The organism is Caulobacter segnis (assembly GCF_029543125.1).
Classification (GTDB): Bacteria; Pseudomonadota; Alphaproteobacteria; order Caulobacterales; family Caulobacteraceae; genus Caulobacter; species Caulobacter segnis_D.
This window is the reverse complement of record NZ_JARQWW010000001.1, coordinates 380,315-400,913: the sequence shown is the minus strand read 5'-3', so window position 1 is coordinate 400,913 and position 20,599 is coordinate 380,315. Positions and strand designations below refer to the sequence as shown.

General features: G+C 66.3%; 16 protein-coding genes. 12 read left to right on the top strand and 4 right to left on the bottom strand.

What is annotated here, in order from left to right:
• Nucleotides 1-3: 3 nt before the first annotated feature.
• Nucleotides 4-720, bottom strand: coding sequence for a sugar transferase (locus tag P7B02_RS01990; protein WP_277784623.1), 717 nt, complete (start codon nucleotides 718-720; stop codon nucleotides 4-6).
• Between the two features lie 475 nt (nucleotides 721-1,195).
• On the opposite strand from P7B02_RS01990, the gene P7B02_RS01985 reads away from it, so the two are divergent.
• The 5 genes from P7B02_RS01985 (at nucleotide 1,196) to P7B02_RS01965 (ending at nucleotide 5,296) form a co-directional block, all read left to right on the top strand.
• Complete coding sequence (locus P7B02_RS01985) at nucleotides 1,196-1,408, top strand: hypothetical protein (RefSeq protein ID WP_277784622.1); 213 nt, start codon at nucleotides 1,196-1,198, stop codon at nucleotides 1,406-1,408.
• Between the two features lie 316 nt (nucleotides 1,409-1,724).
• Nucleotides 1,725-3,182, top strand: coding sequence for a GMC oxidoreductase (locus P7B02_RS01980; protein WP_277784621.1), 1,458 nt, complete (start codon nucleotides 1,725-1,727; stop codon nucleotides 3,180-3,182).
• Complete coding sequence (locus P7B02_RS01975; protein ID WP_277784620.1) at nucleotides 3,179-3,625, top strand: hypothetical protein; 447 nt, start codon at nucleotides 3,179-3,181, stop codon at nucleotides 3,623-3,625. The genes P7B02_RS01980 and P7B02_RS01975 overlap by 4 nt, the downstream gene beginning before the upstream one ends.
• Before the next feature lie 94 nt (nucleotides 3,626-3,719).
• Nucleotides 3,720-4,496 carry a hypothetical protein gene (locus tag P7B02_RS01970; protein WP_277784619.1) on the top strand — a complete coding sequence of 259 codons (777 nt, stop codon included), beginning with the start codon at nucleotides 3,720-3,722 and terminating at the stop codon, nucleotides 4,494-4,496.
• Between the two features lie 59 nt (nucleotides 4,497-4,555).
• Nucleotides 4,556-5,296: a metallophosphoesterase family protein gene (locus tag P7B02_RS01965; protein WP_277784618.1), complete on the top strand. Its 741-nt coding sequence runs from the start codon at nucleotides 4,556-4,558 to the stop codon at nucleotides 5,294-5,296.
• Here P7B02_RS01965 and P7B02_RS01960 read toward each other — a convergent pair.
• Complete coding sequence (locus tag P7B02_RS01960; protein WP_277784617.1) at nucleotides 5,284-5,550, bottom strand: hypothetical protein; 267 nt, start codon at nucleotides 5,548-5,550, stop codon at nucleotides 5,284-5,286. The two genes, P7B02_RS01965 and P7B02_RS01960, sit on opposite strands and share 13 nt — an antisense overlap.
• 307 nt (nucleotides 5,551-5,857) lie before the next feature.
• Here P7B02_RS01960 and P7B02_RS01955 point away from each other — a divergent pair, with 307 nt between their 5' ends.
• Both P7B02_RS01955 and galE read left to right on the top strand, forming a co-directional pair.
• Nucleotides 5,858-7,831: a family 16 glycosylhydrolase gene (locus P7B02_RS01955; protein ID WP_277784616.1), complete on the top strand. Its 1,974-nt coding sequence runs from the start codon at nucleotides 5,858-5,860 to the stop codon at nucleotides 7,829-7,831.
• A 114-nt stretch (nucleotides 7,832-7,945) separates the two neighbouring features.
• Complete coding sequence (gene galE / locus P7B02_RS01950) at nucleotides 7,946-9,037, top strand: UDP-glucose 4-epimerase GalE (RefSeq protein ID WP_277784615.1); 1,092 nt, start codon at nucleotides 7,946-7,948, stop codon at nucleotides 9,035-9,037.
• Here galE and P7B02_RS01945 read toward each other — a convergent pair whose 3' ends face one another.
• Nucleotides 9,038-9,178 (bottom strand): hypothetical protein, encoded by a 141-nt coding sequence (locus P7B02_RS01945; RefSeq protein WP_277784614.1) that lies wholly within the window; start codon nucleotides 9,176-9,178, stop codon nucleotides 9,038-9,040. It lies immediately after the preceding gene.
• A gap of 182 nt (nucleotides 9,179-9,360) precedes the next feature.
• On the opposite strand from P7B02_RS01945, the gene P7B02_RS01940 reads away from it, so the two are divergent.
• From P7B02_RS01940 to P7B02_RS01925, 4 genes are all read left to right on the top strand, one after another.
• Nucleotides 9,361-10,281, top strand: a complete 921-nt coding sequence (locus P7B02_RS01940; RefSeq protein WP_277784613.1) for a DUF481 domain-containing protein — start codon at nucleotides 9,361-9,363, stop codon at nucleotides 10,279-10,281.
• Nucleotides 10,282-10,418: 137 nt separating this feature from the next.
• The gene (locus tag P7B02_RS01935; protein ID WP_277784612.1) at nucleotides 10,419-11,996 is read left to right on the top strand and encodes a rhamnogalacturonidase; all 1,578 of its coding nucleotides are present in this window, start codon (nucleotides 10,419-10,421) and stop codon (nucleotides 11,994-11,996) included.
• Nucleotides 11,997-12,004: 8 nt separating this feature from the next.
• Nucleotides 12,005-13,648, top strand: coding sequence for a glycoside hydrolase family 43 protein (locus P7B02_RS01930; protein ID WP_277784611.1), 1,644 nt, complete (start codon nucleotides 12,005-12,007; stop codon nucleotides 13,646-13,648).
• Nucleotides 13,645-15,870: a hypothetical protein gene (locus P7B02_RS01925; protein ID WP_277784610.1), complete on the top strand. Its 2,226-nt coding sequence runs from the start codon at nucleotides 13,645-13,647 to the stop codon at nucleotides 15,868-15,870. The genes P7B02_RS01930 and P7B02_RS01925 overlap by 4 nt, the downstream gene beginning before the upstream one ends.
• Here P7B02_RS01925 and P7B02_RS01920 read toward each other — a convergent pair.
• Complete coding sequence (locus tag P7B02_RS01920) at nucleotides 15,867-17,228, bottom strand: glycoside hydrolase family 28 protein (RefSeq protein WP_277784609.1); 1,362 nt, start codon at nucleotides 17,226-17,228, stop codon at nucleotides 15,867-15,869. The genes P7B02_RS01925 and P7B02_RS01920 overlap by 4 nt on opposite strands.
• 211 nt (nucleotides 17,229-17,439) lie before the next feature.
• On the opposite strand from P7B02_RS01920, the gene P7B02_RS01915 reads away from it, so the two are divergent.
• A complete protein-coding gene (locus P7B02_RS01915; RefSeq protein ID WP_277784608.1) occupies nucleotides 17,440-20,499 on the top strand; it encodes a TonB-dependent receptor domain-containing protein in 3,060 nt (1,019 codons plus the stop codon).
• The last annotated feature ends 100 nt before the right edge of the window (nucleotides 20,500-20,599 follow it).

Here is a 20,599-nt window from a genome sequence, read left to right as displayed (position 1 = left end):
GCCTCAATAGGAGCCGTCGGCGCGCAGCACCGCCGGGATCGTTCCGGCGATGATCCGCGCGTTGACCGACAGGCTCTTGCGGCGGGCGTACATCACATCGCAGGCCACGCGCCGACGGTAGGTGACGTCGTTGCGGCCGCTGACCTGCCAAAGGCCGGTGATGCCGGGGCGAACCGCGCAGTAGTGGCCATACCAGCGGCCATAGCGAGACACCTCGCCCTGCACGATGGGGCGCGGACCGACGATGCTCATCTCGCCGCGCAGCACATTCAGAAGCTGGGGCAGTTCGTCGAGGCTCGATTTGCGAAGGAACAGACCGAGTCGGGTGATGCGCGGGTCGTTGCGCAGCTTGTGGTCGGCCTCCCACTCGCGGCGAGCGGCCTCGTCCTGGGCGAGCAGCGCCTGCAGGCGCGCCTCGGCGTCGATGACCATGCTGCGGAACTTCAGACACGGGAAGGTGCGTCCCCCGCGCCCGATGCGGCCATGGGCGAACATGGCGGGGCCGCCGTCCTGCGCCTTGATGAGGCCGGCGATGATCAACATCAGCGGCGCGATGGCCACCAACGCGGCCAGGGCGATCAGAACATCGAGACCCCGGATCAGGGCCTCCTCGGCCGGATCGAGGTTCCGACTCCACGAACGGGTGCGGCGAAGGCGTGAGCCGCCGCCGAGTTGATCGACGCGTCCGGACAGGCTCGCAGCGCTTTCGATGGGGCGCATCAGCGATCTCCTAGCTTCGTGAGGCTGGTAAATCAGATGAGTGGGACGTTCGCCATAGAAATGGGGCGCAATAGGGGCATCACGTTACGATTGCTGTTGCAATGCACAATAGATGAAATTTTGATCAGCAACGTATGTTGCTTTCGTGGCGAACAGTTAAGCTTCGCCATTACGGTATAATGATGTTTTGAATATTAGACGTGCGAAATCGCGCGGCCGCTGGCCGCCTTCCAGGGGATGTGGTGATTTCCGCAAATCGCTCAACGCGAGATTCGGAGTCGCGTTCCCGACACAGGCGAATTTCTTTCCAACCCCGTTTGAGCGCGGGAAGCTTGGCTTGGTGGGTGGGGCGCATATGTCGCGCGCAGCGGGAGCCGGCCGGCGTTGCGCGGCTTGGGCGTAGAGCTATAGTTCAGGCAGGGATGGAAACCGGACGGTCGCCACGACCGCCGACAAGGACAGGCTCCGCACCAGGATGATCAGCCGCCCCGGCGCCAGCTCCGACGCCACCACCGCCGCTTCCGCCGGCGGGTCGGCCGCCGCCGTCAGTGCGCAACGCCGCCGCCGCATGCGGCGTGAGGGCAAGTGGTCCAAACGTCAGACGTTTTTGTTCATCGTCGCCAGCATCGCGATCCTGTGGGGCGCCTTGATCGGCGCCGGCGTCGCGATCTGGTTCTCCCTCAACTAGCATGTCCAACGCGTTCAACCCCTTGCCGTATAAGGGGTTGGTGGCGAGGAACCGATCCTGCTTGGTCGCGTTGGGCAGCTAGCTCGGCTGCGCCGGGCTGTGCAGGAGACGAGCGCCCAATGGGCCGGACGGAGCCTGGCCCGAAAGACCGGGCCCGTCTGGCTTGCATACTTTCGTCACCGTTTCGGCAGAGCCCCTGATCAGCGCTTGCCCGTTTTTTGATCTCCTACGAATTTTCGGCCGCCGCCTTAATTTGGGCGGCAACCCCTCCGGCGCGTCTGCGTTGTCGGCCAAGTCTTAACCCCCGGGGGGAAGCATGGCCTTGGAGACCGATCCCGCGCGTCTCGCAGGCGAGCACTTCGATGTGGTGATCGTCGGCACGGGCTTTGGCTCGGCCTTCTTCCTGCATCGCCTGTTGCGTGAAAACGGGGGGCGAATTCTCGTTCTTGAATGGGGGCAGCGCCACGATCACCAGTGGCAGATGGAGAACGAGGCGAACTCAGCGCTCCCCCATCAGGACACCTATCGGTCCCAAAATCCGAAGCCTTGGAACTATACGATCGGTTTTGGGGGTGGGACCAACTGCTGGTTCGCTCAAACGCCGCGTTTCCACCCCAGCGACTTCCGTCTGAAGAGCCTCTACGGCGTCGGCGCCGACTGGCCGATCTCCTATGACGATCTCGAGCCTTACTACGGCCAGGCCGAGTCGATCATGTCCGTGTCCGGCGATCCGGACATGGCGGCGGTCATGCCGCGCTCCACGCCTTTTCCCCAGCCGGCGCATCATCCGACGACGCCGGATCGCGCCATGAAGGCCGCCCGCCCGAGCGAGCATTTCATCATGCCCACGGCGCGGGCCCGCGTGGCGGCCAACGGGCGGGGCGCCTGCTGCGCCTCTCTGCGTTGCCAGCTCTGCCCGGCCGACGCCAAGTTCACCATCAACAACGGCATGACGGACATCTTCGATGATCCGCGCGTGACCTTGGTGCTCGGCGCGCAGGTGCGGACCTTGGAGGCCGACGCCTCGTCGGTTTCGAGCGCGGTGTTCGACCTCGATGGGAAGGATGTCGCCGTGACGGGCGACCTCTTCGTGCTGGGCGCCAATGCGATCCAGAGCCCCGCCATCCTCAAGCGATCGGCCATGGACGGTCCGCTGGTGGGACGGGGGTTGCACGAAAGCTACGGAACCTATGTGGAGGCCATGCTGGATGGCATGGACAACTTCGACGGCAGCACCATCACCACGGGGCTCAACTTCGGTCTCTATGACGGGGCGTTCCGTTCCGACTACGGCGCGGCCCTGGTCTACTTCGAGAACCGCTGGACCCATGGTCTGCGCGCCGAGCGTGGCCGTCACCGCCAGATCCTGCCGATGATGATCGTCACCGAAGAACTGGTGAACGACGACGATCGGGTGGAGATCGACGAAGACGGCGTCGCCCGGGTCCACTACGGCGGTCCCTCCAGCTACACGAAGAAGGGGCAGTCGGAGGCCTTGGCCAAGCTTCCCAAGTTGCTGGAGCCGCTGCCGGTGGAGGACATCCAGTTTCGCCGCGAGCGGCCCACGGAATCTCATCTGCAGGGAACATTGCGCATGGGCGCCGACCCGGCTTCGTCGGTGATCGACGCCGACATGATCCATCATCGCTATCGCAACCTGGTCGTGGTCGGATCATCGACCTTCACCACCTGCTCCTGCGCCAATCCCAGCTTGACCGTGGCGGCCCTGTCCATGCGGGCGGCCGACCGGCTTGCCTCTCGGAGCCGAGCATGAAGAGCGAACTCTCCCGTCGCGGTCTGGTGGTCGGCGCCGTGGGCGGCGTGGCTGTCGTGGGGCTGGGTGTCTCAGCCGTCGTCGCCTCGGTCCGCTCCGGCGATGTGGCGCGCGCCATCCTGCACCGGGTGGTCGGACCGTTCCGCATGGCGGACACGCATCTGGATGCGGTCATCTACGTCTTCGAACGCCGCGAGCCGCTGCCGAACGGATGGAAGGGCGCGCTTCTGCGTCTGGCGGAGGCGATCCCTGGCGGCGTCGCCGCGCTTGCCAAGGCGCCAGGCCCCGGCAAGCGCCACGAGGAGATCGAACGAGGTCTGCTCACCACCTTCATGATGACCACCAACTATCTGGAGGAGGGGGGCGTCCCCGCCGCCGAGATCGTCTTCACGGGCGTTCGGGACGCCTGCTCCAGTCCATTCGCCGTGCTGACGCCGCCATGATCGGGTCAGTGCGCCTCGCCACAATCCTTGTCGCTCGAGGATCGAAGTCCACGTCGAGGCATTAGCCCGGCGTCCGTCAGGAGCCTTCCTATCCATGGCCAAGCTGTCGCCCTCAGATCTGTTCCGCGTCCCCTCCGGCTCCTGGTTGGCCGACCGGGTGGCCGAAGATCTGGCCCAGGTGTTCGGACCGGAAGGATTGGGCGTGTCGGCGCCAGAGCCTGTCCGGTCACGCGAAGTCCCCATGACGCCGTCCGTCGTGTCGCGGACGCCGCGTCTGTCGAAGGTCGGCGGATTGGCGGCGGCGATGCTGGTCGGGGTCTCCGCGGGAATCTATCTGGCGCCGAAGGCTTCGGTTACGTCGACCTCGCCGGCTGAGGCGGATCAAGCTGTCCTCGCCGTCACGCCCACGGCCACCGGGAATGTGCGCCCGGTGGTGTCGGCGCTGCGGCGGACGGTTCACGCGGCGCCAACGCCAGCCGAGCTTGTCGTCGAAGAGCTGGAAACTCCGGCCGAGGTCCGCGTCGCCAAGGCGGCGAAGCCCGCGGCGCGTCCGTCGGTCAAGCCGGTCGTGCAGCGCGTGGAGCCGCGCGCCAAGGGATGCCCAGGCCGAGCTGACGGACAGTCCTGCTCTCACGCCGACGTCATGGCGGCGGATCGGGGGCTGCGCAAGGCCTATGCCCGCGCCTCCAAGGCGGGCGTGCCGCGCGCGACGCTGGTGGCGACGCGCGAGCGGTGGGACGACCTGAGGCGTGAGGCGCCTGACCGGCCGGAGCGGCTGGTCAGCGGTTATCTGGCTCTAAGTGGAGATCTCGCCCGGGCCACCAACATCGCACGGGACGACCGTGCGACCCACCGTTACGCCCAGTCATGAGGGGACTTAAGGCAAAGTCGTCGGCCGAGCTGGGGTGTGAAACCTCCCCGTGGCCCGGCGTGAACGGAGAGCTGGTCTACGCCGTCGGTGACATCCACGGGCGTTACGACCTGCTCAAGCTGCTGCTTGAGGCCATCGTCGCCGACCATCGGCAGAGCGGCTCATCCCAGCGGCCGGTTCTCGTCTTCTGCGGCGACTACATCGACCGTGGGCCGCAATCCGCCGCCGTGCTGGAGGCGCTGGTTCAGCTTCAGCGCCGGACGGACGTGCAACTGAACGCCTTGCGAGGCAATCACGAGCAAGCCCTGCTGGATTTCATCGATGATCCTGTGCGGGGCGCTATCTGGGTCGCTTATGGCGGGTCCCAGACGATGGTCTCCTACGGCCTTGAGCCGCCCGCGCCCCAAGCGGACGCCGCCGCCTATCGTCAGGCGCGGGATGCTCTGCTGGGTCTGATGCCAGCGGCTCATTTGCGCTTTCTGGAATCCCTGCCGCTAGCCCTGGAGCTGGGGGACCACTACTTCGTCCATGCCGGGGTGCGGCCGGGCGTGCCGCTCGCCTTGCAGGACAGCCAGGATCTGTTGTGGATCAGAAAGCCCTTCATCGACGCCAAGGGGCCGTTCGAAAAGGTCATCGTCCACGGCCACAGCTGGGTCGATGCTGAGCCGACCGTCTGCGACAGCCGGATCGGTCTCGACACTGGGGCCTATGCTACGGGTGTGCTGACCGCTGTGCGGCTGGGTCTTGGAGCGCCGACCATCCTGAGGGCGCGCGGCTCCGCCTCGGGTCAGTTGGAGTAGTAGCTGATGTGTTCGACCCGCTCGCCGCGCAGGCGACGGGCGACGCGAAGCATGCGCGGGCGCGTGGCCAGCCAAACAGCATAGGCGGCGGTGACCACGAGGGCCGCCGCCAGATTGCTCATCACCGACCAGGAAGCGGCCAGAACGGCCAAGGTGCTGAGCAGAAGAAACGCGATGGCGCGGAGGTCCCGCGCGCGCAAACGCGGCTCCCGATCGTCAGCCCTCTGTGGATTGGGGATGTGGCGCGTCGTCATGAAATCTCGTTCCGCTCGCCCCGCGACAGGCAACCAAGACAGCGTCCGTGCGTCAACCGGCGGGGTATGAACGCGGCCATGGGCGACTAGCTCCACCTTAGATGTTGCGGCGCCGATCAACTGATGTTTCCGCATCGAACAACAGTGTTCGGTGTGAGTGAAGCTTGGCGATGACAGATGTCGTGATCCCTGCGACCGCACGCCGCGCGGATGATCACAGTCGCTTAAGATCCTTTGTAGTATAAGGGTTACACGCGGCGAGGGGGCTCGGCGCGTCGCTTTTAATCGAGCCTTGAAAGTCTTTGCCGTGGCCTACGCCAAATTCGGCGGCGCACTCGCGCCGCTCAGCGCTGTCGCGCAAATCAACCTCTACGGGTCGAATGGCGTCGAGACGCTCATCGGAGGCATTCGCGCCGAAGGCTTGTGGGGAGGGAATGGCGACACCCTGATCGGCGGCGCCGGCGACGACACCTACTACCTGCAAGGAGCCGCGCTGAAGATCGTCGAGCTTCCGGGTGAGGGGATCGACACGCTCGTCGCCTGGAAGAGCGCCAGCCTGCTCGACTACACCGGCATCGAGAACATCAAGGTCATAGGCGACAAGCTGTTCGCCGCCGGCGACATGTTCGACAACGTCGTCCAGGGCGGCGAAGGGGGCCAGCAGCTCTACGGCGGCGGCGGCCTTGACTACCTGCTCGGCGGCGCCGGCAAGGACGTCTTCATCGTCCACAAGGGCGAGGGCAGCGACGTCATCGGCGACTTCAACATCGCCGAAGACAAGGTGCGGCTGAAGGCGGGGCTATGGGACTTCACCCAGGTCCAGACTCGTCTGTCTCAGCAGGGCGCGGACACCTGGATCGACCTGGGCGACGGCGAGGCGCTCATCCTGCGCAATGTAATTGCAGCGAGCCTGACCCAGGCCAACTTCCAGCTGGAGCTCGATCCGACCCACAAGTCGATCCAGACCTTCGGTGACGAATTCAACGGCCCCCTGTCGATCTATCACAAGACCTTCGCGCCGGGCGGGACCTGGCGGGCCGACTATCAGAAGGCCGCCAACGACATCACCAGCTACAGCCTGACCGGCAACAACGAGAAGCAGATCTACACCTCGCCCTATTTCCGCGGCCACGCCGGGGATTTCGCCGAGACCCCGTTTGTCAGCAACGCCGACGGCACGCTGTCGATCTGGGCCCGTCCGTCCGACAACCCGGAAATCTTCGGCTATGGCTACACGTCGGGTCTGATCACGACCAAGGGCGGCTTCAGCCAGACCTACGGCTATTTCGAGATGCGCGCCGACCTGCCCAAGGCGGCCGGCGCCTGGCCTGCCTTCTGGATGCTGCCGGCTGACGGCTCCTGGCCCCCCGAGCTCGACATCATGGAGGTGCTCGGCGACGACACGCGCACCTATACGACGGCGCACTCCAGCGTGGGCGGACATACGCAAAGCGGACAGTCCAACTACACCCCGGCCACGCCCGACGGCATGCACACCTACGGCGCGCTTTGGACGCCGTTCGAGATCATCTGGTACGTGGACAATGTGGAGGTCTTCCGCAGCCACACCCCGGCCGACATGAACAAGCCCATGTATCTGATCGCCAACCTGGCGCTCGGCGGATGGGCTGGCGCGGTGGACGCCGGCGCCCTGCCGGCGGAGATGAAGATCGACTACATCCGCGCTTACGCGTTGACCGATGAGACCTTGCAGAGCAGCTTGTCGGCGCGCGCCGAATGGGCCGAGCGGAACGCCATCATCGGCGGGGCAGGCGACGACATCTACGACGTCACCAATCCGGACCAGATCATCATCGAGGCGCAGGACGGCGGCTACGACTTGGTCAACGCCTATGTCAGCTGGACGCTGAGCGACAACATCGAGCAGATCAACCTGCGCAGCGGCGCCGATCTTTCCGCGACCGGCAACGCTCTTGCGAACTTCATGATCGGCAACAGCGGCGCCAATTTGCTGATGGGCATGGATGGCGACGACCGTCTGGAGGGGCGTGGCGGCAATGACCGCCTCGACGGTGGGGCCGGGAACGACATCCTCGTTGGCGGCGCGGGCAAGGACGTCTTCGTGTTCAAGGCCGGCTATGGCTTCGATACGATCATGGACCTCGAGCCCGGCGAGCGGATCGAGATCCACGACTACGCCCGCTACTCAGCTATCCAGGTGTTGGATGGCGACGTCTATGTTGGGTTCGCCGAGGGTGCCCTGATCCGGGTCGTAGGCGTCACCGAAGCCCAGGTTTTGAGCGCGCTCAGCTACGTCTGAAGGCGCCCGCAAAGCTTGGCCTGCCTTTGTTGCGCCCTAATTGCTGCGGTGCGGAACGAACCGTTCTGACGTGCGCTTCGGCTTGAACGCGATCTGCGGCGTGAAGGAGGGGCGATGCAAACGGTCCTTGTCACCGGGGGCGCCGGCTATGTCGGCTCCCACACCTGTCTACGCCTGACGCAGGCGGGTTTCAGGCCGGTGGTCTACGACAACCTCTCCAACGGGCATCGGCAGTTCGTCCAATGGGGACCGCTGGAGATCGGCGACATCCGCGACCTGACCCGTCTCGACGAGGTCTTCGCCCGTTACCGGCCCGTGGCGGTCATGCACTTCGCGGCTCTGATCGAGGTGGGCGAGTCCACGCGTGATCCGGGCCGCTTCTTCGACAACAATGTGGGCGGGGCGATCACCCTGATCGAAGCGGCCCGCCGGGCGGGCGTGCGCAACATGGTGTTCTCGTCCACCTGCGCCACCTTCGGCACGCCGCGTTCGATGCCCATGTGCGAGGACCATCCGCAGGACCCGCTCAGCCCCTATGGGCGCACCAAGCTGATGATCGAGCAGGCTCTATGGGACTACGCCCGCTACCTGCAATTCCATGCGGCCTGCCTGCGCTATTTCAACGCCGCCGGCGCCGATCCGCAGGGCCGCATCGGCGAGTGGCACGAGCCCGAGACCCACGCTATCCCCATCGCCATCGAGGTGGCGCAGAAGCTGCGGCCGCACTTCACCATCTTCGGCGACGATTACGATACGCCCGACGGCACCGCGATCCGGGACTATGTCCATGTGCTGGATCTGGCCGAGGCCCATGTCCTGGCGCTCAAGCGGCTGCTGGGCGGCGCCGAGGCGTGCGCCTACAACCTCGGCACGGGACAGGGCACGAGTGTCCGGCAGCTTGTCGACGGGGTGGCCGCGGTCAGCGGCCGCGAAATCCCAACCGTCATGGCGCCGAGACGGGAAGGCGACCCGCCGGTTCTTGTCGGCGACAATCGCAAGGCGCTTAAGGAGTTGGGCTGGTCGCCGCAGCATGATCTGCGGTCCATCCTGGCGAGCGCCTGGCGTTGGCACGAAGGCCGCCGCCAGGTCTGGGATGATGAGAGCGTTCTTAGCCGGCTTTCGCCGAAGCAGCGTTCGCGGGCGATCGGCGCTGACGGCGCGCGCCCGTCCGGCCCAGGGGAGACGGGGCCGATCTGGGCGTCGTGATCAGCCCAGAAGGATGCGGACGGCCAGGTAGACCGGGGCCCAAAGAACGGCCGAACCGAACAGGATGAACAGGGCCGAACGACGCGGGCTCCAGGCTTGGTCATCGGCAGCGATCACTTGGACTTGGGCGGCGGTCTGCATGGCGGGGTTCCTTGTTCCCTCGGCTTCCTTGAGGACATGCTCCTTGGACCACGACGGCGCGGCCGGCGCTATTTGGTAGAACTACGGCGCCGGTATGGGGGAGCGCAGCAAACCGCCGTTCGCCGTCTTCCTGCCCCGTTCGCAGGGCAGGCAGGGGCTGGGACAACGGCCGGGAGAATGGCATGCGCAAGACGGGGATCATCCTGACCACCTTGTTGCTGGGGACAGCGGCCAATGCCGAACCCCTGCCCGAGGCCCTGGAGAAGATGATCCGGGCCGCCGCCCAGAGCGGCGATCCGCGCGTGCTCGAAACCACAGTGGGCCTTGCCCGCAGGACCCATCCCGAACAGGCGGCCGATGTCGATCGTTTGGCCGCCGAGCTTGTTCCGCAGGCGCCGGAGCCGCCCCCGCCGCCACCCGTCGCGGCGGTCGTTCTGCCCGAGCCGCCCGCGCCGAAGCCGTCGGCGGTCTGGAAGGGCGAGGCGCGCGCGGGCGGGTCGCTGACCACCGGCAACAACGACAGTGTCGGCGCAACGCTGGGTCTCTCACTGGCGCGTCAGAGCGCGCTTTGGCGTCACGAGTTCAAGGCCTCCGGCGACTATTCCAAGGAGAACGGCCTCGTCTCTCGCGAGCGCTATCTGGTCAGCCATCAGGTCAACCGCCGCATCGGCGAGCGCGCCTACGCCCTGGCGGTGGCCAGTTGGGAGCAGGACCGGATCGGCGGCTTCGACCGTCGTTTCAGCGAGGCGCTGGGTGTTGGCGTGTCGGCCATTGATCGTCCTGACATCGATCTCGACCTCGAAGGCGGTCCCGGCTGGCGGCAAACCTGGTTCGTGGACGGCTCCGAAGAAGAGACCCTGGCCTGGCGGGCGGCCGTGAAGGCGGCTTGGCGTCCCCGCGACGGCGTAAGCCTGACCAACGAGACGACCACCTATCTCCAGGATGAGAACAGCACGCTCGCCTCGACCACGGCCCTGACCTTCAAGCTGATAGGCGGCCTGTCGACCCAGGCCTCCGTCCTGGTCAAGCACGAGACCAGTCCCCCGATCCCGCTAGAGAAAACCGACACGACCACCCGCATGAGCGTGGTCTACGCCTTCTGAGGAATTCGGACGTCACATTCTCAACATGTGGAATGTGATCGCAATTTTTAATGATACCGGTACCAAGTTTCATTGACTGGACCTGAGGCGGCTGCTTGCATGCCGCAAAACCCGAAAACGGGGCTTGGGAGGACGTCATGAGAATGGATCGACGCGGGCTGATGCTCGGCGGCGTCATGGGATCGGCCGCGCTGGCGCCGTCCTTGGGCCAGGCCGCTTCGGGGGGCGGAGCGGTTCAACCGACGCCCCAGGTCTTCAACGTCCGCGACTTCGGTGCGGTCGGCGACGGAGCGACGATCGACTCCCCCGCCATCAACAAGGCCATCGACCACGTCGCCGCGCGGGGCGGCGGGATGATCCATTTTCCGCCCGGGACCTACGCCTGCTACACGGTGCGCCTGAAGAGCAACATCACCCTGCACCTCGGCGAGGGCGCGGTGATCCTGGCGGCGACGCCCAATGGCGTGGCGCCCAACGGCTATGATGATCCCGGGCCCGGCGCCGGCAACGCCTATCAAGACTATGGGCACAGCCACTGGTCCAACAGCCTGTTCTTCGGCGAGGGTCTGCACGACGTCTCGATCATCGGCACGGGTCTGATCTGGGGGCGCGGTCTGACGCGCGGCCACCGTTTCCCCGGCGATGCGCCGGACATATCGGGCCCCGGCGTCGGCGATAAGGCCATCGCCCTGAAGAACTGCCGCAACGTCCTGCTGCGCGACTTCAAGATGCTGCAGGCCGGCTGGTTCGCCCTGCTCGCCACCGGCGTCGATAATATGACCATCGACAATCTGGTCATCGACACCAACCGCGACGGTCTCGACATCGATTGCTGCCGCAACGTGCGGGTGACCAACTGCACGATCAACTCACCCTTCGACGACGGCATCTGCCCCAAGAGCTCGTTTGCGTTGGGGTATGCGCGCCCGACCGAGAACGTGACGATCTCCGACTGCTACCTGACCGGAAACTACGAGATCGGGTCGGTGATCGACGGGACCTGGAGGACCATGCCGCCGGGCCACCACGGCTACGGCCGCATCAAGCTGGGCACTGAGTCGAACGGCGGCTTCAAGAACATCGCCATCACCAACTGCGTGTTCGACCACTGCTACGGCATCGCGCTGGAGACCATGGACGGCGGCCTCACCGAGGACATCGCCATCTCCAACATCACCATGCGCGGCATCGGCTTCCCGCCGCTGTTCCTGCGTCTGGGCAGCCGGATGCGCGGACCGGACGGCGTGCCGGTGGGCAAGCTGCGCCGCATCGTCATCCAGAACATCGTCAGCTACGCGGCCACGCCACAGCCCTCGCTCATCGTCGGCGTCGCCGGCCACCCGGTGGAGGACGTCAAGATTTCGGACGTCTACTTCCACCAGCTCGGCGGCGGCTCGGCGGAGCTCGCCAAGCGCCAGCCGCCGGAGGCGGACAAGGCCTATCCCGACCCGGACATGTTCGGCGATCTGCCGGCCACCGGCTTCTTCATCCGCCACGCCCGCAATATCGAGATGAGCAATGTGGAGGTGGTGGTCGACAAGCCCGACGCGCGCCCGGCCTTCTGGATGAAGGACGTGCAGGAGGTCGATCTCTTCCGCCTGCGCCTTCCCAAGGGCCCGAGTTTCCACCTCGAAGATGTCACCGCCTTCCGCAGCTTCGGCAGTCGTTGGTTGAAGGATCAGCAGTTCGACGGCACGCAGACCCGCAACTGGTAGGTCATCTCATGTTCGCTTCCATGATCCGCCCCGCGATGGTGTTCGGCGCGGCCTTGACCGCCCTGGCGGTCGGCGCGCCTGCCATCGCCGCGACGCAACCGCCGGCCACCTATCGCAACCCCATCCTGCCGGCGGACTATTCCGATCCCGACGTGATCCGGGTGGGCGACGACTACTACATGGTTGCGTCCAGCTTCCATTTCTCGCCGGGCGTTCCGATCCTTAAGTCGAAGGACCTCGTTCACTGGACGATCGTCGGCCACGTCCTTCCCAAGCTGCCCTTCGCGCCGGAGTATGACCTGCCGGGGCCGGTTCCCACTGACGACACCGGCGCGCGCATGCCGCCGCCGCAGCGGACCTCGGGACAGCGCTACGCCGGCGGGGTCTGGGCGCCGTCGATCCGGCATCACAACGGGCTGTTCTACGTCTATTTCGCGACGCCCTACGAGGGGGTCTTCATGTCCACTGCCGAGCGCGCGGAAGGACCGTGGAGTCCGCCGACAGTGGTCGTGCCCGGGCCTGGTCTGGAGGACCCCTGTCCCTTCTGGGACGACGACGGTCAGGCCTATCTCGTCCACGGCAAGGTGGGCGCGGGTCCCCTTGTCCTTCACCGCATGGCGCCGGACGGCAAGAGCGTCTTTGGCGAGGCCAAGGTGATCGCCGAGGATCCCAAGGCTCTGCCAATCCTGGAGGGGCCGAAGCTCTACAAGCGCAACGGCTGGTACTACATCTTCGCACCCATCGGTGGGGTGGAGACCGGCCCGCAGGCGGTCCTGCGCTCCCGGAACATCTGGGGCCCTTATGAGCACCGCGAGGTGCTGGTTCCCGGCAGAACCCCGTGGAAGGGGCCGCACCAGGGCGGTTGGGTTGAGACCCCGTCGGGGCAGGGGTGGTTCATTCACTTCAACAGCGCGGGCGCCTATGGGCGGATCGTCCACCTGCAGCCGGTGACGTGGAAGGACGACTGGCCGTTCATGGGCGAGCCGATTCCTGGCGCGGGCCCCGACGCTGTCGGCGGCCAGCCGGTCGCCGAGCATCCCATGCCCGATGTGGGCGGGCGTTTCCCACCGGTCCATCCGCAGACTTCAGACACCTTCGACAGCGCCAAGCTGGGTGTGCAGTGGGAGTGGAACCACAATCCGGATGACCGCCGATGGAGCCTGACCCAGCGTCCGGGCTTCATGCGCCTCACCGCCAGTCCGGCGATCAATCTGGTCAGCGCCCGCAACACTCTGACCCAGGTCCTGCAGAGCGAGTCCTCGGTCATCACCACGCGGCTTGATGTGGGTGGTCTTGTGGAGGGGCAGCGTGCGGGCCTTGCCATGTTCGGCCAGGGGATCAGCTGGATCGGCGTCGTCCAGAAGTCCGGCGGCCGCCATCTGGTCTATTCCGCCATGGGCGCGGAGACCGTCGGACCTGTCCTGAAGGGACGCTTCCTCGATCTGCGCGTGGCGGTCTCTGACCAGAAGGCGCGCTACAGCTACAGCCTCGACGGCGGCAAGACCTTCACCGACTTCGGCGGTCCGGCGCCGCTGCGTTTCAGCTGGTGGAAGGGGGCGCGGCCGGCCTTGTTCACCTACGGCGATCCGGCTCAGGCCAAGCAGGGCGTGGCCGACTTCGACTGGGTCAAGGTTTCAAAGGTGACGCCGTGATCGCGCGCCTGCTGGCGGCTGTCGTCCTTATGGCGGCGTCCGCCGCCACGGCGCAGCCGATAGATCGCCAGGCGCTGGTCTCGCGCCACAACGTGTCCCTGAGCAAGGTGGATCCCCACGCGCCTTTGATGATCGGCAATGGCGACCTGGGCTTCACCGCCGACATCACCGGGCTCCAGACTTTTCCTGAGCAGTATTCGGACCTCGCGCCGTTGCTGACCATGGCCCAGTGGGCCTGGCACAGCTTTCCCAATCCCAAGGGCTACACCGAGGCGTCCAGCCTGCGGACGGTGGATGTGCCGGGGCGGGGGAGGTTGCCCTTCGCCTGGATGAACCAGGGGCTGGAAGCCAATTCCAATCCTGCCGACGCCTGGCTGCGGGAGAACCCGCATCGCTTCTCCCTCGGCCGGGTGGCCCTGACGATCAAGGACAAGACGGGGCAGGCCGCCAATTTCTCAGACCTGTCCGACACCCGCCAGACGCTCGACCTGTGGACCGGCGTCCTGACCAGCCGCTTCAGTTATGACGGCGAGCCGGTGGTGGTGGAGACCCGCGTCGCCGGTGGTCGGGACACGATCCTGGTCGCTGTCCGTTCACCGCTGGTGAAGGCCGGGAGGCTGGGGATCATCGTCCGCTATCCGGGCGTTTCCGCTAAGCTCAATCCCGACCCCAGCGACTGGGCGCATCCTGACGAACATCGCACGGTAGAGGTCGCATCATCGTCCGGTCGGGTCGTGTTGAGCCGACGTCTGGACGGGACGACCTACGGCTCCACCATACAGGCGGCCGGCGCGGCGATCACGCAATCCGGCGCCCATGCTTTCGAGATCACCTCGGCAGGCGACAGCCTTGAGGCCGCCATCGATTTCGACCGAAACGGCGGAGCCGCGCCTCCGATAAGCTTCGAACAGGCCACCGCCGTCGCCGACTCCCGCTGGCGCGATTACTGGACCAAGGGCGGCGTCATCGACTTCTCCGGCAGCACTGACCCGCGCGCCGTCGAGCTGGAGCGCCGCGTGGTGCTGTCGCAGTACCTGATGGCGGTGAACGGCTCGGGGCAGGTTCCCCCGCAGGAGGAGGGGCTGTTCTCCAACAGCTGGAACGGCAAGTTCCATTTGGAGATGCACCCCTGGCACGCCGCCCATTTCGCGACCTGGGGCCGCCCCGACAGGTTGGAGCGCAGCCTCGCCTGGTACGTGTCGCATCTGCCCGCCGCCCGTGCCGAGGCGCGTAAGCGCAAGGTCTCCGGCGCCTGGTGGCCGAAGATGTCAGGGCCGGAGGGGCGCAACAGCCCAAGCTCCATCTCGCCCTTCATCATGTGGCAGCAGCCCCACCCGATCCTGATGGCCGAGTTGGCCTTCCGCGCCCATCCCGACCGCGCGACCCTGGACCACTATGGAGCCTTGGTGGAGGAGAGCGCTCGTCTATTGGCGACCTGGCCGTTGTGGGACGAGGCGGGTGATCGCTTCGTGCTGGGACCGCCGATCATCCCGGTGCAGGAGAACCATGATCCCATGGTCACCCTGAACCCGGCCTTTGAGCTGGAATACTTCCGCCAGGGGCTCATCACCGCCCAGTCCTGGCGGGTGCGCCGGGGGCTGGCGCGAGACGCCGACTGGGACAAGGTGATCGCCAAGCTGGCTCCCATGGCCCGCCGTGATGGGCTCTATCTGGCGGTCGAGAACGACCGGGACCTGTGGGTGAAGTCGGCCTCCGAAAGATGCCGAGGGAATGCGCTCGAGGATTGCCCCAATCGTGACCATCCGTCGTTCCTGATGTCCTATGGCCTCATCGGCTCTGAGCGCGTGGATCGCGAGACGATGCGTGCGACCTTGCGAGCTGTGGAGCGCGATTGGGACCTGCGCCAGACCTGGGGCTGGGACTATCCCATGGTCGCCATGACCGCGGCGCGGCTCGGCGAACCCGAAGCGGCTTTGGACTGGTTGTTCAAACCACAAAAGAACAACCAGTGGGGCGTCAGCGGCATGACCCCGCGCGTCCACCTGGAGCAGTTCCTGACGCCCTCGCAATACACGGGCGAAGGGGGCTCCGACGGGCCGGGCTATCGCCGGGCGGCGGAGACCTATTTCCCGTCCAACGGTTCGCTGCTGCTGGCGGTCGGCATGATGGCGGGCGGCTGGGACGGGTCGAGCGGCCACGCGCCGGGCTTCCCGCGCGAAGGCTGGGTGGTCCGCTCCGAGGGGCTCCGTCCGCTGCCTTAGAGGGCGGAGACCGGCTGGCCGTTGACCCGGACGTTCTCCAGGGAAAGCCCCTGTGTATGGGCGATGACGCTCGGCCGCGTGACGTCGTCGAATTGGCAGTCGCGCAGCAGGATGTCGGACACCGGCGCGCCGGGCAGGCCCTGCAGGTCCAGGACCTGACCGGCCGCGCGGCTGTGCATTCGCTCGATCCGCACGCCGCGCAACACCGGTTTGAAACCGCCCTTGGCGCCTTCCTCGTAGTTGAAATCGCAGATCACCGCGGCGCGTGAAACCTGGCCCACCTCGATGTCGCGGAAAAAGATGCTCTCGATGACGCCGCCGCGCATGGCGTTATTCTTGAACCGCAGGGCGTACCAGAGATCGGCGCTGTCCATGCGGCAGCGGCGGGCGAAGATGTCGTGCGCGCCGCCGGAGATCTCGCTGCCGATCACGACCCCGCCGTGACCATCCTTCATCACGCAGTCCTGGATCAGGATATTGCGGCTGGGGACCGCGAGGCGCCGGCCGTCGGCGTTGCGGCCGGACTTGATGGCGATGCAGTCGTCGCCGCTGTCGAAGGTGCAGCCCTCGATCAGCATGCCGTCCACCGATTCCGGATTACAGCCGTCGGTGTTCGGGCCATGGCCTATGGCGGTGATGTTGCTGACGATCACGTTGCGGCAGAGCACGGGATGCAGCGTCCAGCACGGCGAGTCCTTGAGGGTCACACCCTCGACCAGCACGTTGGTGCAGTTCTGGAACTGCACCATCATGGGCCGCAGGTAGGAGCCTTCGCCGAAGACGCGCTGGGCGACCGGCACGCCGTCCTCGGCCATCTTGAAGAGCCTGGCGCGGGCTTCCCGCTGGCTGGGCAGACCGGGTTTCCAGCCGAAGCGCTGGCCGCTGCTCCACGACCACCAGGCCGCACCCTGACCGTCCAGAACGCCCTGTCCGGTAATGGCCACATCGCGTTCGCCGTCAGCGAAGACAAGAGGCGAGTAGCTCATCAGCTCCACCCCCTCCCACCGAGTCGCGACCATCGGGTAGCGGGCGGGATCGGTGCTGAAGACCACCAGCGCACCCTTTTCCAGGTGCAGTTCGACACGGCTGCGCAGGCGGATGGCGCCGGTGGGCCAGGTCCCGGCGGGGACCACGACACGCCCGCCGCCGGCCTTCGCGCAGTCGTCAATGGCGCGGGCGAAGGCGGCGCTGGTGGCGTCGACGTCGCCTTCCATGGCGCCGGATTCAACGATGCTGAAACGGCGCGGCGGAAAGACCGGCGGCTTGGCGGCGCGTTGAATTTGCTCAGCTTTCGTCCATGGGTCGGCGGCGGCCCGCGCCAGGCTCGGAAGGGTCAGCAGGGCGCCCGTCGCGGTCATGAGAGCGCGGCGAGACAGCCCGGATGCTTGTCGAGGATCCGCCTTCAAAGTTCATTCTCCCTGCAGCCTGACGACCCGCTTTCGACGAACGGCGCACCAAGAATGTCGTGGTGTCAATGTTTGAGGGCCTATTGCATATGTTGAAATTTCGAACTAGCGTTCTCTCAATAGCCGCAAATGATAGCGGTAACATTAGGCAGGAGACGAGACTATGATCCGCAGGGGGCGTCGTACCTTCATGGGCTGCGACACGGCTGTCGCGCTCGCCGCAGCTTTTCTGGCGCCAGCGCTGGCACAAGCGCAGACCGCATCGCCGGAAGCTGAAACCGTCACCGAAGTGATCGTCACGGGCTCGCGCCTCGCGGCGCGCGGCTTCCAGGCGCCGACGCCCGTCAACGTGGTGGGGGCCGAAGAATTGGCCCTGAGCGGAACCCAGAATGTGGAGACGCTTCTCAACGACACTCCGCAGTTCATCGGCTCCCAGAACAACGGCCCGACGGCCAATACGGTCCCGGGCGGCACCGCCACCCTGAACCTGCGCGGCTTCGGCGCGCAGCGGAACCTGGTGCTGGTCAACGGCCGCCGTTTCACCATCACCGGTCCGGACCAGACCACGGACATCAACACGATCCCGGCGGCGCTGATCAAACGCGTCGAGACGGTCACCGGCGGCTCGTCCGCCGTCTATGGCTCGGACGCCATCACCGGCGTGGTCAACTTCATCATGAAGGACGACTTCGAGGGCGTGGAGCTGACCGCCCAGGCGCGCGGCGACATCCATACCTGGACGCCGACCTATACCGCTGACCTGACCTTCGGCAGCAACTTCGATGATGATCGCGGCAATGTGGTTGTGGCGCTGAACTATCTGGACCGAGGCGGCTACACCCGCGGCGACCGCGGCGGCTGGGCTGTCCCCAGCCTGGCGGACGGCTGCGTCACCGCCGCCAGCTTCAGCAAGACCCAAGCCGGCATTCCCTTGGCCGTTCCCGGTGGTCAAACCTGCCTTGCGGCCGGCGGCCGTCCGGGTCTGATCTTCGGCGGCAGCGGCACGATCCCGAACGGCCGCTTCGCCAACATCCCGAGCGTGGGGTCGTCGGCTTCGAACCCGGCGCTGGACGCGGCGCTGATCGCGGCGGGTCTCGGCGGCATCGGCGCGCGGGGCTTCACCTTCAACGACGCCGGCACGGCGGCCCGTCCGGCGGTGACGCCGGGTGACGACTACGACCTTGGTCCGGCCGCCTATCTGATCATCCCGCAGAAGCGGTGGATGGCCAATCTGTCGGCGCACTACGACTTCAACGAGCGCATGACCGGCTATGCCGAGGCCAACTTCAGCAACAACCAGGTGTCCATGCAGCTGCCGCCCAGCGGCATCGGCGGCAACTTCCTTATCAACACCAACAACCCGTACCTGACGCCGCAGCTTCAGGAAGTGATGCGCCAGCTCGACCTGCGCGAGACGGGCACGACGCGGGTGACCAACGGCGCGTCGTCGCTGACGACGACCGCGGGCGACGGCCTGGCGGTGCTCAACATCAACCGTCGTCTGACCGACGTGGGCGACCGCACCAACATCGCTGACCGTTCCGCCTATCGCGGGGCGATTGGTCTGCGCGGCAACCTGGGCAGCGTGTCCGAGGACTTCCTGCGCAACCTCGCCTATGACGCCTACTACACCTACACCCGCACCACGGACACCAGCGTGTCGGGTGGTGCGGCGTCGCTGAGCCGCTTCCAGAGCGGCCTGCTTTCGGTGGGCGGCGCCGCGCCGGTGCTGAATATCTTCGGCGCAAATCTGTCGCCGCAGGCCGCGAATTCGATCGCCGTGGCCTCGACCAACTACACCGAGTCCGAACAGCAGGTGATCGCCGCCAGCCTGGCCGGCGAGCTGTTCGACACCTGGGCCGGCCCGATCGATTTCAGCACCGGTCTGGAATGGCGCAAGGCCTCGGCCAAGTTCGTGGCCGACAGCTTCCTGGCCTCCGGCGACGTGTCCGGCTTCAACGCCGCCCTGCCGACCGAAGGTTCGCAGTCGGTGAAGGAGATCTTCGGCGAAGTGCGCGTGCCGCTGCTGGCCGACTCGTCGCTGGGCAAGCGGGCCAGCGCCAACGGCGCTTTCCGCTATTCCGACTATGACCTGTCGGGCGTCGGCGGCGTGTGGACCTATTCGGTGGGCGGCGAGTATGCGCCGGTCTCCGACCTGACCGTGCGCGGCCAGTTCCAGCACTCGATCCGCGCACCCAACGTGGGTGAACTGTTCGGCGGCAACACCACCAGCGGCCCTTCGGCGGTCGATCCTTGCTCCAGCCGTCAGCCGACGGCGCAGCAGACCGCCGCCGTCCGCGCCATCTGCGTGGCCACCGGCGTGCCCTCGGCAGCCGTGTTCACCCTGGCGGTCCAGCCCAACACCTTCATCAGCCAGGTGTCCGGCGGCAACCCGAACATCGGGCCGGAAGAGTCCGACACCACCACCTTTGGCGTGGTCTTGCAGCCGCGCTTCCTGTCGGGCCTCGCGTTCAGCGTCGACTACTTCAAGATCAACCTGGACGGGGCCATCGCCCCGCTGGGCGGCGGCATCGCCAACACCCTGAGCCTCTGCTACAACACCGTCCAGGACGCGAGCAGCGTGTTCTGCCGGGCGATCACCCGTGACCCCATGACCGGCCAGATCGCCGCGCCGGGCTATGTCACCACCACCAACAACAACACCGGCGGGCTGAAGACCTCCGGCGTCGATTTCGACGGCAGCTATCGCTTCAGCATGGACTGGGGTCCGTTCGGCGAGAGCCGCTTCGATGTGGGTGCGAACTTCACCTACACCGACGAGTTCACCGCCACCCCGGTCCAGGCCCTGCCGGCCGCCAAGAACTACTGCGTGGGTTCGTTCGGCCCCACCTGCGGCCAGCCGATCCCTCGCTGGAAGGGCGTCTCGCGCGTCACCTGGCGTTCTGGCCCGGCGACCCTGAGCCTGCGTCACCGCTTCATCGGCGAGGTGACGGTGGACAGCCACCTGCTGCCCAAGCGCCTGGGCGCCGCCGCTCCGGACAAGGCGACCCTGACCAATCCGGTGATCAAGGCCCAGAACTACTTCGACCTGACCGGCGTCTATGACGTGAACGAGGACCTGTCCCTGACGGTCGGCGTGCGCAACCTGTTCGACAAGGACCCGCCGATCGTCGGCTCCTCGGCGCCGGCCAACAACACCTTCTCCGCCACCTACGACGTGGAAGGCCGCGTGGTCTACGCCAGCGCGACCGCCCGCTTCTAGTTCGGGCCGGGGCGGAGGGGCGCACCCTCTCCGCCGATCTTTTCGACCTCTCCCCTCGGCCGGCGCGAAAGCGTCGGCCTCTTTTTGTCCGGCTTGACCT

What these genes read in the sequence shown, in the direction of transcription:
- P7B02_RS01975 (WP_277784620.1), top strand. Translation starts at nt 3,179, where the DNA reads ATGAAGAGCGAACTCTCCCGTCGCGGTCTGGTGGTCGGCGCCGTGGGC.
- P7B02_RS01940 (WP_277784613.1), top strand. Translation starts at nt 9,361, where the DNA reads ATGCGCAAGACGGGGATCATCCTGACCACCTTGTTGCTGGGGACAGCG.
- P7B02_RS01920 (WP_277784609.1), bottom strand. Translation starts at nt 17,228, where the DNA reads ATGACCGCGACGGGCGCCCTGCTGACCCTTCCGAGCCTGGCGCGGGCC.
- P7B02_RS01960 (WP_277784617.1), bottom strand. Translation starts at nt 5,550, where the DNA reads ATGACGACGCGCCACATCCCCAATCCACAGAGGGCTGACGATCGGGAG.
- P7B02_RS01935 (WP_277784612.1), top strand. Translation starts at nt 10,419, where the DNA reads ATGAGAATGGATCGACGCGGGCTGATGCTCGGCGGCGTCATGGGATCG.
- P7B02_RS01930 (WP_277784611.1), top strand. Translation starts at nt 12,005, where the DNA reads ATGTTCGCTTCCATGATCCGCCCCGCGATGGTGTTCGGCGCGGCCTTG.
- P7B02_RS01970 (WP_277784619.1), top strand. Translation starts at nt 3,720, where the DNA reads ATGGCCAAGCTGTCGCCCTCAGATCTGTTCCGCGTCCCCTCCGGCTCC.
- galE (WP_277784615.1), top strand. Translation starts at nt 7,946, where the DNA reads ATGCAAACGGTCCTTGTCACCGGGGGCGCCGGCTATGTCGGCTCCCAC.
- P7B02_RS01945 (WP_277784614.1), bottom strand. Translation starts at nt 9,178, where the DNA reads ATGCAGACCGCCGCCCAAGTCCAAGTGATCGCTGCCGATGACCAAGCC.
- P7B02_RS01985 (WP_277784622.1), top strand. Translation starts at nt 1,196, where the DNA reads ATGATCAGCCGCCCCGGCGCCAGCTCCGACGCCACCACCGCCGCTTCC.
- P7B02_RS01980 (WP_277784621.1), top strand. Translation starts at nt 1,725, where the DNA reads ATGGCCTTGGAGACCGATCCCGCGCGTCTCGCAGGCGAGCACTTCGAT.
- P7B02_RS01990 (WP_277784623.1), bottom strand. Translation starts at nt 720, where the DNA reads ATGCGCCCCATCGAAAGCGCTGCGAGCCTGTCCGGACGCGTCGATCAA.
- P7B02_RS01915 (WP_277784608.1), top strand. Translation starts at nt 17,440, where the DNA reads ATGATCCGCAGGGGGCGTCGTACCTTCATGGGCTGCGACACGGCTGTC.